This window comes from Leptothrix cholodnii SP-6 (assembly GCF_000019785.1).
GTDB lineage: Bacteria > Pseudomonadota > Gammaproteobacteria > Burkholderiales > Burkholderiaceae_C > Sphaerotilus > Sphaerotilus cholodnii.
In genome coordinates this window covers 4,043,351-4,056,825 of the sequence record NC_010524.1, presented here as the reverse complement: position 1 = coordinate 4,056,825, position 13,475 = coordinate 4,043,351, and the positions used below count along the sequence as shown (strand labels likewise).

The 13,475-nt window shown below is 71.7% G+C and carries 10 protein-coding genes; 2 read left to right on the top strand and 8 right to left on the bottom strand.

Translation table 11 applies throughout. The features are described from left to right. Positions 1–6: 6 nt before the first annotated feature. A complete protein-coding gene (locus LCHO_RS22370) occupies positions 7–1,017 on the bottom strand; it encodes a diacylglycerol/lipid kinase family protein (protein ID WP_012348631.1) in 1,011 nt (336 codons plus the stop codon). Between the two features lie 41 nt (positions 1,018–1,058). Then, a complete protein-coding gene (locus LCHO_RS18060) occupies positions 1,059–2,018 on the bottom strand; it encodes a 3-hydroxybutyryl-CoA dehydrogenase (RefSeq protein WP_150105631.1) in 960 nt (319 codons plus the stop codon). 105 nt (positions 2,019–2,123) lie between these two features. On the opposite strand from LCHO_RS18060, the gene LCHO_RS18055 reads away from it, so the two are divergent. After that, the gene (locus LCHO_RS18055) at positions 2,124–4,985 is read left to right on the top strand and encodes a valine--tRNA ligase (protein WP_012348629.1); all 2,862 of its coding nucleotides are present in this window, start codon (positions 2,124–2,126) and stop codon (positions 4,983–4,985) included. On the opposite strand, the gene LCHO_RS18050 is transcribed toward LCHO_RS18055, so the two are convergent. Further along, the gene (locus LCHO_RS18050) at positions 4,951–5,979 is read right to left on the bottom strand and encodes an NAD(P)-dependent oxidoreductase (RefSeq protein ID WP_012348628.1); all 1,029 of its coding nucleotides are present in this window, start codon (positions 5,977–5,979) and stop codon (positions 4,951–4,953) included. The two genes, LCHO_RS18055 and LCHO_RS18050, sit on opposite strands and share 35 nt — an antisense overlap. 144 nt (positions 5,980–6,123) lie before the next feature. Here LCHO_RS18050 and galU point away from each other — a divergent pair, with 144 nt between their 5' ends. Beyond that, complete coding sequence (galU, locus tag LCHO_RS18045; protein WP_012348627.1) at positions 6,124–6,990, top strand: UTP--glucose-1-phosphate uridylyltransferase GalU; 867 nt, start codon at positions 6,124–6,126, stop codon at positions 6,988–6,990. Here the strand turns inward: galU and LCHO_RS22365 are convergent. The 5 genes from LCHO_RS22365 to LCHO_RS18020 are packed head-to-tail and all read right to left on the bottom strand — an operon-like array spanning position 6,966 to position 13,468. After that, entirely contained in the window at positions 6,966–7,754 is a 789-nt protein-coding gene (locus LCHO_RS22365) for a phosphatase PAP2 family protein (protein ID WP_012348626.1), read from the bottom strand. The genes galU and LCHO_RS22365 overlap by 25 nt on opposite strands. Beyond that, positions 7,751–9,514: a glycosyltransferase family 39 protein gene (locus LCHO_RS18035; protein ID WP_012348625.1), complete on the bottom strand. Its 1,764-nt coding sequence runs from the start codon at positions 9,512–9,514 to the stop codon at positions 7,751–7,753. The genes LCHO_RS22365 and LCHO_RS18035 overlap by 4 nt, the downstream gene beginning before the upstream one ends. After that, entirely contained in the window at positions 9,511–11,322 is a 1,812-nt protein-coding gene (locus LCHO_RS18030; RefSeq protein ID WP_012348624.1) for an ArnT family glycosyltransferase, read from the bottom strand. The genes LCHO_RS18035 and LCHO_RS18030 overlap by 4 nt, the downstream gene beginning before the upstream one ends. Then, positions 11,319–12,515: a glycosyltransferase family 2 protein gene (locus LCHO_RS18025; protein ID WP_012348623.1), complete on the bottom strand. Its 1,197-nt coding sequence runs from the start codon at positions 12,513–12,515 to the stop codon at positions 11,319–11,321. Before LCHO_RS18025 ends, LCHO_RS18030 begins: the two co-directional genes overlap by 4 nt. Continuing rightward, positions 12,512–13,468 carry a lysylphosphatidylglycerol synthase domain-containing protein gene (locus LCHO_RS18020; RefSeq protein ID WP_050757401.1) on the bottom strand — a complete coding sequence of 319 codons (957 nt, stop codon included), beginning with the start codon at positions 13,466–13,468 and terminating at the stop codon, positions 12,512–12,514. The genes LCHO_RS18025 and LCHO_RS18020 overlap by 4 nt, the downstream gene beginning before the upstream one ends. Positions 13,469–13,475: the final 7 nt, after the last annotated feature.

The following is a 13,475-nucleotide window of genomic DNA, read 5'->3' as shown; positions in this document are numbered from 1 at the left end:
GCGGTTTCAGGTGGCGGCGGGTGGCAGGGTCGAGGGGCCGTCGCCCTCGATGATCGTGCTGACGACGGCGGGGTTGACGATGTGGCTGTCGGCCAGCTGCTCGCCCAGCATGTGGGCGCCGGCCAGATGCAGTCCACGCGTCAGCACGTGCACCGAGAAGCGCGCCACCGGCGCGAGTGCCTCGCCGTCGATCACCACCGACATCGGCTCGGTGGCGTCGACCAGCATCTTGCGCGTGCCGTGCAGGCTGACCCGCGGCGGTCGCACATGGCGACCCCGGGCCACCCGCCACATCAGCGGCAGCACGCCCAGACGGCCGACGCTGCCGACCACCAGCGTGTCGAGCCGGTGATCGTTGATGCGCGCGCCGGGCGCTGCCGGTACGCCGCCGTGGCTGCTGGCGGTGTTGTGCACCGACACCATCAGCGTGTTGCCGTCGTGTTCGAGCTGGCCGTTGATCCAGACCCGCAGCTCGCGCAGATGCAGGCCGGGCCAGGCCTGGGCGCCGGCCCACAGGTATCGCGGCGCGCCGCGCAGCCACAGCGGCGCGTCGGTCACGCCCCGCGCGATGTGGGCGTCGAAGCCGGCACTCAGCCCGGAGATGAAGTGGCGGGTCTCGGTTTCGGTGTCGAGCTGGCCCAGGTCGACCGGCCCGGTCGGCGCGTGCAGTGCGTAGGCCAGCGCTTCGGGCCACTGCAGCGTGTCGATGCCGATCGCGCGGGCGGTGTCGTTGCGCTTGCCGGCCGGCACCAGGCCGATGCGGTGGCCGCAGCGCAGGATCGCCGGCAGCATGCGGTTGAGCGTGCCGTCGCCGCCCACCAGCACGACCCGGCTGCGCGCGGCCAGGATCGCCAGCGTGGCCAGTGCCTGGTCGATGCCGTCGGGCACCAGCAGCGACACGCCGGGGCTGTTGCGCGCCAGCCAGGCCTCGATCGGGCGGCGCAGCGCCAGCGCCTTGCCGCCGTTGGCATGCGGATTGAGCAGCACCACGCCGCTGGGTTGGGAGGTGGCGGACATGGGTGGGGGCTTGTCGCTCGGGGGTGCCGCCTGGGTCCCGTTCAGTAGGTGTAGACGCCGCGACCGCTCTTGCGGCCGAGCCAGCCGGCGGCGACCATCTCCTTGAGCAGCGGCGCCGGGCGGTACTTGCTGTCGTTGTATTCGGCCATGTAGACGTTCATCACCGCCAGGCAGACGTCCAGGCCGATCATGTCGGCCAGCGCCAGCGGGCCGATCGGCTGGTTGCAGCCGAGCTTCATGCCCGCGTCGATGTCCTCGGGCGTGGCGATGCCTTCGGCCAGCACGAAGAAGGCCTCGTTGATCATCGGGATCAGGATCCGGTTGACGACGAAACCCGGTGCGTTCTTGACCGTGATCGGCGACTTGCCCAGCCGCTGCGACAGCGCCTTGACCGCCTCATGGGTGGCGTCGCTGGTCTGCAGGCCGCGGATGATCTCCACCAGCGCCATCATCGGCACCGGGTTGAAGAAGTGCATGCCGATGAAGCGGTCGGCGCGCTGCGTGGCGGCGGCCAGCTTGGTGATCGAGATCGAGCTGGTGTTGGTGGCGACGATCACCTCCGGCGCCAGCTGGGCGTCGAGCTGCTGCAGGATCCTGACCTTGAGCGCCTCGTTCTCGGTGGCGGCCTCGATCACGATCTGCGCGCCGGCGAGCGCGGCGTAGTCGGTGGCGGTGGTGATCAGCGCCAGCGCGGCGTCCTTCTGCGCGGCGGTCAGCTTGTCCTTCTTGATCAGGCGATCGAGGCTGCCGGCGATCGTGGCCAGGCCCTTGGCCACGGCCGTCTCGCTGATGTCCACCATCACCACCCGCAGGCCGACCACCGCGCAAGCCTGCGCGATGCCATTGCCCATGGTGCCGGCACCGATGATGCCCACGGTCTGAATGCTCATTTGATTGCTCCGAACGGTTGATGGCGTGCGGAGGGCGCGCCCCCCGCCTCTCTGGGGGCGATTCTGCCGTTGCCGGCACGGTCGGCGCCCGGGTATGCACCCGCAGTCCATAAAATCCGTTGTTCCGATCCCGAACCCGCCCCCCAAACCGATCTCCGGCCCCCCGCGACCGTGCTGTGGCCGCGCCACTTCTGCCGTCCAACGAGCCGCACCGACATGACCGACGCCCTGACCAAATCGTTTGAACCCGCCCCGATCGAAGCCAAGTGGGCCCCGCTCTGGGAGGCCAGCGGCGCCTACCAGCCCACGCTCGATCCGGCCAAGGCCAGCTTCTGCATCCAGCTGCCCCCGCCCAACGTGACCGGCACGCTGCACATGGGCCACGCCTTCAACCAGACCATCATGGACTCGTTGACGCGCTACCACCGCATGCGCGGCGACAACACGCTGTGGGTGCCCGGCACCGACCACGCCGGCATCGCCACCCAGATCGTCGTCGAGCGCCAGCTGCAGGCGCAAGGCGTGAGCCGCCACGACCTGGGCCGCAAGAACTTCGTCGCCAAGGTCTGGGAGTGGAAGGAGCAATCGGGCTCGACCATCACCACCCAGATGCGCCGCATGGGCGACAGCGTGAGCTGGCCGCACGAGTACTTCACGATGGACCCGAAGCTCTCGAAGGTCGTCACCGAGACCTTCGTGCGGCTGTTCGACGAAGGCCTGATCTACCGCGGCAAGCGGCTGGTGAGCTGGGATCCGATCCTGAAGTCGGCGGTGTCGGACCTGGAAGTCGAGAGCGAAGAAGAAGACGGCTCGCTGTGGCACATCCGCTATCCGGTGGATGGCTCGGATGAATCGCTGGTGGTGGCCACCACCCGTCCCGAGACCATGCTCGGCGACACCGCGGTGATGGTGCACCCGGAAGACGAGCGCTACACGCACCTGATCGGCAAGAGCGTCAAGCTGCCGATCACCGGCAGGCTCGTGCCCGTGATTGCCGACGATTACGTCGACAAGGCCTTCGGCACCGGCGTGGTCAAGGTGACGCCCGCGCATGACCAGAACGACTACCAGGTCGGCCTGCGCCACCAGCTGCCGATGCTGACGATCTTCACGCTCGACGCCAAGGTCAACGACGAACATGCCGACGTGCCCGAGGCTTACCGCGGGCTGGATCGTTTCGTGGCGCGCAAGCAGATCGTCGCCCAGCTCGAAGCCGAGGGCCTGCTGGTCGAGGTCAAGAAGCACAAGCTGATGGTGCCGCGCTGCGCGCGCACCGGCCAGATCATCGAGCCGATGCTGACCGACCAGTGGTTCGTCGCGATGACCAAGCAGGGCGCGAACGGCAAGTCGATCGCCGAAGAGGCGATCGAGGCGGTCGATTCGGGCGACGTCCAGTTCGTGCCCGAGAACTGGGTCAACACCTACAACCAGTGGATGAAGAACATCCAGGACTGGTGCATCAGCCGCCAGCTCTGGTGGGGCCATCAGATCCCGGCCTGGTATGGCTCATCGGGTGAGCTCTTCGTCGCGCGCAACGAGGACGAGGCCCGCGCCAAGGCCACGGCCGCGGGTTACACCGGGGAGCTGACGCGCGACGAGGACGTGCTCGACACCTGGTACTCGTCGGCGCTGGTGCCGTTTTCCACGCTCGGCTGGCCCGAGCAGACCCTCGAGCAGGACCTGTTCCTGCCGAGTTCGGTGCTGGTCACGGGCTACGACATCATCTTCTTCTGGGTCGCCCGGATGATCATGATGACCAAGCACTTCACCGGCCGCGTGCCGTTCAAGCACGTCTACATCCACGGCCTGGTGCTCGACGCGCACGGCAAGAAGATGAGCAAGAGCGAAGGCAACGTGCTCGACCCGGTCGACCTGATCGACGGCATCGCGCTGCCCGAGCTGCTCGACAAGCGCAGCACCGGCCTGCGCAAGCCCGAGAACGCGCCCAAGGTGCGCAAGGCGACCGAGAAGGAGTTCCCGGACGGCATCCCGGGTTACGGCGCCGACGCGCTGCGTTTCACCTTCGCGTCGATGGCGAGTCTGGGCCGCAGCGTCAACTTCGACAGCAAGCGCTGCGAGGGCTATCGCAACTTCTGCAACAAGCTCTGGAACGCGACCCGCTTCGTGCTGATGAACACCGAGGGCCAGGATTGCGGCCTGATGGCGCACACCCAGGCCGAGTGCAGCGTGGGTGGCCCGGCACACGGTTATCTGAACTTCAGCCCGGCCGACCGCTGGATCACGAGCGAGCTGCAGCGTGTCGAGTCGACGGTGGAGCAGGGCTTTGCCGAGTACCGGCTCGACTTCGTCGCCAGCGCCATCTACCAGTTCGTGTGGGACGAATACTGCGACTGGTACCTCGAGATCGCCAAGGTGCAGCTCAACGAGGCCAAGGCGGCGGGCGATGAAGCATCCGCACGCGCCACCCGCCGCACACTGATCCGCGTGCTCGAAACCATCCTGCGCCTGCTGCACCCGGTCACGCCCTTCATCACCGCCGAGCTGTGGGACGTGGTCGCGCCGGTGGCCGGTCGCAAGACGGTGGGCGGTGCCGAGTCGCTGGTGACGGCCGCCTACCCGAAGGCACAGCCCGAACGCATCGACGCCAAGGCCGACGCCTGGGTGGCTCAGCTCAAGAGCCTGGTCGGCGTGTGCCGCACGCTGCGCAGCGAGATGGGGCTGTCACCGGCCGAACGCGTGCCGCTGCTGACCTTCGGTGATGCCGAGTTCATCGCCCAGGCCGCGCCGGTGCTCAAGGCGCTGGCCAAGCTGGGCGAGGTGCAGGTGCTGACCGACGAGACCGCCTTCAACGCCGCCACGCAGGCCGCGCCGGTGGTGGTGGCCGGTGCCGCGCGGCTGGCGCTGAAGGTCGAGATCGACGTGGTGGCCGAGCGCGAGCGCCTGGGCAAGGAAGTGGCGCGCCTGACCGGCGAGATCGCCAAGGCCGAGGCCAAGCTGGGCAACGAGAGCTTCGTGGCGCGGGCGCCGGCCGCGGTGGTGGCTCAGGAGCGCGCGCGGCTGGCGGACTTTGCGGCCACCGTGATCAAGCTGCAAGACCAGCTGCAGCGTCTGGCCTGAACCAGTCGTTGCGCTCGCCGGCGGCCGGCGCGCCGGCCGCGCGCTGGGCCGCTTCGGCGGTGGTGCTGGCGCGGCGGGCGCCGGGCCGTGCGGTGTTGGGTGCCGTGCGCAGCACCTCGTCGACCTGTTTGGCCACGCCCCAGGCGCTGCGCACCCGCGCCTCGCGGGTGTAGGAGGCCAGCCGCGGTGTCGCGAGCAGCCCGCGCACCGCGTGCAGCGGCTGGCCGGGCTCGAGTGCGCCGGGGCTGACGTTGTCGAGCCAGGCGGCGGTCAGCTGGCCGCTCTTGAGCATCTCGGCCAGCAGGTCTTCGTCGAACAGGTCGAGCGGCGACACGCTCACCAGCACCTGGCCGCGGCGGGCGTGGCCGAGCGTGCGTTCGCCCAGCAGGCCGCGGTAGCGGCTGAAGTAGGTCATCTGCACGCAGACCGCGTCGGCGTTCTCGAACAGCTCGCGCAGGCTCACCGGCTGGATGCCCCAGCGCGACCAGCTCGGGTCGGAGGCGTGCAGCGTCGGGTCGTAGCCGATCACGCGCGAGCCCAGCGGCTGCAGCATGCGCGCGATCTTGCGCGAGGTGGCGCTCATGCCGACCAGACCGACCGCGCTGGTGCCGAGTTCGCGGCCTGCCACGCGGCCCATCTCCTCGGGGCTGGGCCGCAGCAGCGCGAGCAGCGCGCCGAGGATGAACTCGGCCTCGGCCGGCGCGGCCGCGTCGACGCAGCGCACCACCTCGATGCCGGCGCGGGTGCAGGCGCTGAGGTCGATGTTCTCCTGGCCGCCGACGATGCGCCCGATCACCCGCAGGCGCGGCGCACCGGCCAGCACGCGGGCGTCGACCGGCAGCTGGGGCGGCAGCAGCACCGCGCGGGCCTGCGACAGGGCATCGAGAAAGACCCGGCGATCCTGGGCCAGGCGGGGTGCGTAGAACAGCTCGTGACGCGCATCGAGCCATTGCAGCACCTCGGCTTCGAGTGGTTCGGCAATGAGCAGGTCCATGCGGTTTCGAGGCAATCTTTCGGGATATTTGATGGTACGCAGAGGGTGCCTGTGGCTGGCCCCCGCGAACGGGGGCCGATCGCCGGGGGGTACATGCCAGAATGATTTCGTTTGTCCATTTCCAGCGTCAGGGCGCACGAAACCATGCAAGTCAAGAAGGCGATCTTTCCCGTCGCGGGCCTCGGAACCCGCTTCCTGCCGGCCACCAAGGCGCAACCCAAGGAGATGCTGCCGGTGGTCGACAAGCCGCTGATCCAGTACGCGGTGGAGGAGGCCTACGCGGCTGGCGTGCGGGAGATGATCTTCGTCACCGGCCGCCACAAGCGCCCGATCGAGGACCATTTCGACATGACCTTCGAGCTGGAAGTGGCGCTCGAGCAGGCCAACAAGCTCGAACTGCTCGAGGTGGTGCGCAGCGTCAAGCCCAAGGACATGGAGTGCATCTACGTGCGCCAGGCTCAGGCGCTGGGCCTGGGCCACGCGGTGCTGTGCGGCCAGCGGCTGGTCGGCAACGAGCCGTTCGCGGTCCTGCTGGCCGACGACCTGATGATCGGCGAGCCGCCGGTGCTGGCGCAGATGGCCGAGCAGTACAAGGAGTGGCGCGCCTCGATCCTGGCGGTGCAGGAGGTTCCGGCCGAGCACACCAAGCGCTACGGCATCGTCGCCGGCACGCTGGTCAACGACCGCGTGATGGACGTGACCAAGATCGTCGAGAAGCCGTCGCCTGAAGAAGCGCCGTCACGCTGGGGCGTGGCCGGGCGCTACATCCTGACGCCGGGCGTGTTCCACGAGATCGCCACCCAGCCGCGCGGCGTGGGCGGCGAGATCCAGCTGACCGACGGCATCGCCGCGCTGCTGCGCCGCGAGAAGGTGTTCGCCTACCGCTACGAAGGCAAGCGCTACGACTGCGGCAGCAAGGAAGGCTGGCTGCAGGCCAACGTCGAGCTGGCCCTGCAGCACCGCGAACTGGGCGACCACTTCCGCAGCTATCTGCGCCAGCTCGAGTTCTGAGGCCCGCGTGCTGCGCGCCAGCGCAGCAGCATCTGCTGGGCGGCCAGGGTCACGCCCCAGATCATCAGGCCGGCGAACACCACGTCGCTGGCGAAATGGCCGCCCTGCAGCATGCGGCCCAGGCCGACCAGCGTGCCCAGGATCAGCCCCGCCCAGGCCCAGCGGCGCCGGCGGCTGGCACCGGCCCGCAGGCCGGCGGCCATCACCACGAAACCGGTGGCGGCGTGGCCGCTGGGAAACGAGCAGTTGCGGCCGCACAGCGAGCTCGGCTCGGCGATCGAGCGGAACGGCTGATGCCCGCCCAGCACCTCCACATGCTGCGGTCGCGGCCGGCCCCAGTGCTCCTTGAAGCCGGCATTGACCACCAGCCACAGGCCCACCACCAGCACCAGCAGCATCGCGGGTGCGCGCTGTCGCCAGCGGCCCAGCGCGGCGCTGCTGTGGCGGCCCGGTCGCGGCAGCATCAGCAGCACCAGGCACGCCAGCAGGGCGCCACGGCCCAGCCAGGGCACGACCTCGTAGACCACCCGCACGGCGGTCCATTGGCCGAAGGCAAAACGCGGCTGATCCGGCCCGCCTGCGTTCATCAGTTCGGTGCTGATCGACAGGTCGATGCCGGGCCAGTTGGCGAACAGCATCCAGGCCGACGCCGTCGCCATCAGCCAGACCAGCATCCGGCGATGGCGCAGGCGCAGATGGGTCCAGGCCAGGGCGGGCGCGGCCCGTGGGGGCAGTGACTGGGCCGGGGTCGTCGAGCGGTTCATGGGCGGGCGGGGCTGTCGATGCGGATGGGGTGGGCGGACCGGCCGGCGCAGCGGCTGCGGGCGCTCCAGAGCTGCAGCCGGACCACCGAGTGGCCGGCCGCTGCGGCACGGGCCTCGGCCAGCAGGCGCGGCGCCGCCAGTTGCGCCAGCAGGCCCGCCGGCAGCGGTGCGTCGGCGACGATCAGCAGCGGCTCGGCCGACTCGTCGCACGGCGCGCCGTCGGGTCGCGGTCCTTCGCGGGCCGGAGGCGGCCAGCGCGCGGTGAGCTGGTAGTGGTTGTGGGCCGGACCGGGTGGCGCCCAGGCCATCCAGTGCGCGCCCAGGTCGCGCCATTCGTAGGCACCTTGGGCGATCAGCGTGCGCGAACTGGCGATCACCGGGCTGCCGGGCCAGTGCTGCAGGTGGGCCGACGCGGCGTCATGCAGCTGCGCAAAGGCCTGCGGCCAGCCGCGCATGCGGGCCCAGATGTCGAGGCGGCGTGGCAGCGCCGTGCCGGGCTCGCCGGTCGGGATGCCGGTGGCGGCCCACACCGGTGCGGTCCAGAGGCGCTGCGCCAGCGGCACCGCCGTGCCGGCCAGCAGGTGCAGCGCCAGGGTGACGAGCAGCGCGGTGCGTTGCCAGCGCGTGGCGGCATGGGCCCGGGCCGAGAGCTGCAGCGCGAGCCAGAGCACGCCGCCGAGCTGCAGCGGCGCCGTCCAGTTGATCTGCGGCGTGCTGCCGACGGCCTGGGCCAGGCCCAGCAGCAGCAGCGGCAGGTGCAGCGTCAGGACGAAATGGCGTGCCGACCGGTCGACCGCGGCGCGGCGTGCCGGAGCCGGGCGCAACCAGACGGGCAGCCACAGCAGCCACAGCGGCCCCAGCATGACGCAGAAGCCGCCGAGCACGGTGCCCACGCGGGCGAGCGCGCCGGCCCACGACGCATCGCCCCGGCCGGCCGTGTCGCCCGCCGGCGCCGCGGCGGTCGTGATCTCGACGGTGTGCTGCAGCGTCGGCCAGCCCTGTCCTGCGCTCCACAGCAGATGCGGCAGCAGCATCGACACCATCAGCCCACCCGCCAGCCAGGGGCCGGCGCCAAGGCCTGGCGGCCTGGCGCCTTGCGACGCAGACCGGTGCCGCAGCCACAGCCACCACGCCGCGCCGGGCAGCCAGGCCGCGAAGCTGTATTTCGACAGCAGACCCAGGCCGCAGACCAGCCCCAGCAGCGCCCAGGCGATCAGCGCCTCGCGGCGATCCGTGGCCTGGCCGGCGCGCCACAACAAGGCGCTGGCCAGGCTCCAGAACAGCAGCAGCGGCGCGTCGGTGGTGGCGGCCAGACCGAGCAGGGCGGCCAGCGGGCTGGTCAGGAAGATCGTCGCGGCCAGCAGCGCCGCCAGCGTGGTGGGCGCCATCCCGGGCGGGTCCGACGGGCCGGGGCGCGCTGGCCCGTCGTGCCGATCGGCGCGCGCCAGCGACTGCGCCAGCCACGCCAGCACCAGCGCCGTCAGCGGGTAGAGCAGCCAGCCGGCGGACTTGACGGCGATCAGGCCGTCGCCGCCGATCGCGGTCAGCGCGGCGATCAGGGCCGCGATCAGCGGCGGCTTCGAGTAGTAGCCCCATTCGAGGGTCTGCGCCCAGTGCCAGTACTGGGCTTCGTCGACATGCAGGCCGATGTCGCCGTCCTGCAGCGCCAGCAGCAAGGTGGCCAGCCGCAGCGCCGCCAGGCCGATCACAACGGCCAGCACCGGCAGCCAGCAGGCCGCATCTGACCGCGGGTGGCTCATCGGTGCTCGTTCGGGCCGGCTTGCCAGGTGGCGAGGGCCGTGGCGGGCTGGGTGTCCGGCGGCACGCCGATCCAGCGGATCAGCGTCAGGCCGGGCTGGCTGTACAGCGCCTGCCAGGGGCGCGAGCCCGGCGCGGCGCCGGTGGCGTTGCCGTGCCGTTCGGCCAGCGCGTGCAGCTGGTCGCTGCGCACCAGCGCCAGCTCGCCGGCCTGGGGTGCACGTCTTGGGCAGGCCTGGCCGAGGTAGAGCGCGAAGCTGGGCAGGTGCAGCCCCCACTGCACGACGGTGGCCGGCGGGCGGTTCGCAGGCGGGTGATTCAGCGCGCGGGCCTGTCGCGCCAGCGTCTGCACCGGCGCCTGCAGCCGGTCCGCCCACCACGGCAGCAGCCCGTGGACGTGGAACAGCACGCCGAGCGCACCGGCCAGCGCGGCGCGGCCGAACCAGCGGCTGTCCGGCGAGCCGGCGGGCTCGGCTGCGTCGGCGGAGCTGGACACGCAGAGCATCCACGCCAGCATGCCCACGCCGATGGCGGTCAACCACAGCCCGAGGGTCGGCGCCGGCGCGGCCAGCAGGGCGTGCTGCAGCGTGTAGGCGTCGGCCGCCGGCTTCTGTGCCCGCAGGCCCTGGCGCACCAGTTCGGTGACGGCGATGCCCAGCGCGGGCGACGCCACCAGGCTCAGCGCCAGCAGCGTGCGGGGCAGCCGCGCCAGGGCGGTCCCGCCTTGTGCGGTGCGGCGCGCCAGCTCGCGTCCGGCCAGCAGCGCCAGCGGCGTGAAGCCGTAGAGCAGGTAATGCGGCAGCTTGGTGCCCGAGCCGCTGAAGAACACCAGCACGAAGCCGGCCCACAGCAGCAGGAAACGCGGCAGCGGCTGCCGCCAGGCCTCGCGCCAGCGCCCGAGCACCGGCAGCAGCAGGGCCGACCACGGAAACAGCAGCAGCGGCAGCAGCAGCAGGTAATAGAACCAGGCCCCGGCATGGCCTTCGAGCGTGCCGCCGTAGCGCTGCAGGTTGTGGCGCCAGAAGAAGCCGTCGACGAAGGCCATGCCGTGGCGCTGCAGCGCGTAGACGTACCACGGCAGCGCGATCGCCAGCAGCAGCGCCCAGGCCGGCGGGTCGGCGAGCAGCGGGCGCAGGCGCTGCCACAGGCGTTGTCCGGCGCCCTGATGGCCGGCTTGCAGGGCCTCGGCGCCGGTCCACAGCAGCAGCGTGGCGCCCGGTACCAGCACCGCCACCGGGCCCTTGGTCAGCAGGCCCAGGCCGATCCAGACCGCGCAACGGCGCAGCGGGCGGCTATCGATCAACCGGCCGCGGCCGTCGTCGCCTTGTTCGAGGGCGCGCCAGAGGTCCAGCGTGGCCAGGCACAGCCAGAGGTTGAGCAGCGCGTCGGCGGTGGCGGCGCGGCCGATCAGCATCACGCCGGCACAGGTGGCCAGCACGCTGCCGGCGGCGATGCCCGCGCGCAGGCCCCAGCGCTGCCAGGCGAACCACGCCAGCGCCACCGCCCAGGCCCACGACGCCAGCGCCGACGGCAGCCGCAGCGCCCACTCGTCGAGCCCGAACGCCCGCACGCTGGCTGCCTGCAGCCAGTAGGTCAGCATCGGCTTGTCGAAACGCGGCTCGCCGTTGAGCGTGGTGTGGCCCCAGTCGCCGCTGGCCAGCATCTCGCGGGTGGCTTCGGAGAAGGCGCCCTCGTCGACGTCGAACAGCGCCGCGTCGCCCAGGCCCTGCACCTGCAGGCCCAGCAGCAGCGCGGCCCACAGCACGAAGACCCAGCGCGCCGAGCGCAGGGGCTGGCGCTGCGCCGTCATGCCGACACCGCTCGGGCCGGATCCCGGGCCGGCGCTGGCGGCCCGCCCCAGGGCGGCGCCACGAGTTCGGCCGCTTCGTCGGGCGTGACGGCCGGACGGGTCGGGGCCGCCGCGGGTGCCAGTGCCGCGGCCTTCACCACATACGGCGCGGCATGGCGGGCGCCGTAGTAGATGCGGATCAGCAGTTCGGCCAGCACGCCGGTGGTCAGGAACTGCAGCCCGCCCATCAGGCCGAAGAAACCCAGCGACAGCAGCGGCCGGGTGCCGATCGGCTCGCCCATCAGCTTGAGCACGCCGAGGTAGCCGAGCACCGCCAGGCTGGCCATCACCACCAGCAGCCCGATGACACCGAAGAAATGCCCCGGCCGCGCTGCGAAACGCTGGAAGAAGCTCACCGCCAGCAGGTCGACCAGCACCCGCAGCGTGCGCGACAGGCCGTATTTCGACGTGCCGTTCTGGCGCGCGTGGTGGCGCACCGGCTCCTCGGCCATGCGCGACGGCGAGGTCACCGTGGCCAGCCAGGCCGGGATGAAGCGGTGCATCTCGCCGTACAGCCGCACCTCGCGCAGCACCTCGGCGCGGAACGCCTTCAGGCTGCAGCCCAGGTCCTGGAACGGCAGCCCGGTGATGCGGCGGATCAGCCGGTTCGCCAGCATCGACGGCAGCCGGCGCAGCAGCCAGCCGTCCTGGCGCTGCTGGCGCCAGCCGGCCACCACGTCGAGGTCGTCGCGCAGCAGCCGCGCCACCAGGGTGGCGATGTCGCGCGGATCGTTCTGCAGGTCGCCGTCCATCGTCACGATGACGTCGCCGCGCGCGGCGTCGATGCCGGCCTGCATCGCCGCGGTCTGCCTGAAGTTGCGCGCCAGCCGCAGCACCCGCACATGGCCGCCGACCTGGCGGGCGCGGGTCTCCAGCGCCCGGGCGGTGCCGTCCTGGCTGCCGTCGTCGACCACGATCAGCTCCCAGGGCTGCGGGTAGTGCTGCAGCGCGGCCTGCACGCTGTCGATCAGGCGCGCGGCGTTGTCGACCTCGTTGAACATCGGCACCACCACCGACAGGTGGTGCGGCGGCAGGGTGACGGCGTCGGCCGCGAGGGCCACCGCGATCGTGTCCGGCGACAGGTGGGCGCTCGGGCCGCCGGGCGTGTCGGGCAGCAGCAGCGAGTGCACGGGGTGGGTGAGGAGGGCGCTCATGGCAATGTCCTCGGTCGAGGGGTCTTGGGAAGGGGATCGAGCAGCAGCGCGCCAGCGGCGCCGAGGGCAGCGGCCAGCAGCCAGCACAGGTGTGCCAGCAGCGCGGCGCCGGTCAGCTCGGCCCACGGCAGCGCACCCGCCGGGTCGTGGACGGTGGCACCGAGCCAGATGCCGGCCTCGTAAGGCCCGAGGCCGGCCGGGCCGTGCAGCGGCAGCACGGCGGCCCACTCGCCGGCGATCGCGCCGCGCCAGGCATCGCCGCCCGGCAGGCCGGCCAGCGCACCGAGCAGCCACGCCACCGCGGCGAGCTTGATCAGCCAGTTGGCCAGGCAGCAGCACCAGGCGAGCCGGCCGCCGCGGCTGGCGCGGCTGGCCTGCAGCAGGCGATCGGCGTGGCGTGTGAAGGCGCGCGCCGGGGCAGGGGTCTGTGTGGACGAGGCGGCTTGCATGGCGCGATCCCACCGGGCCAGTCCATTGGATTGCAGCCGCGCACCGAGCGTCAGCGCCAGCAGCGACAGCAGCACCGCGAGCAGGGTCGACGTGCCGATGGAGCCGGGGCCGAAGCAGGCCAGCGTCAGGGCGCCGAGCACCAGCGCGTCCTGCAGGCGCAGCCACAGCAGGCTGGCCGCGGCGTCGTGCAGTGGCACCTGCCAGCGCCGGTGCAACCACCACGGATAGACCGCTTCACCGCTGCGCAGCGGCAGCCACGCCACCGCGGCGTTGTGCAGCAGGAACAGCCGCAGGCAGCTGCGGTAGTCGACCCGCGCGCGGCTGCGCCACTCCAGCCACAGCCGCGCGGCGCGCAGGCCGAAGCTGGCGAACGCGCCGGCCAGCGTGGCCAGCCAGACCTGCGGCGGCAACGCCGCCGCACTGCGCGTGAGCTGCGCCAGGTCGACACTGCGCAAGACCAGCGCGAACAGCAGCAGCGCCACGGCCGCCGCCATCAGCGGCATGACATGG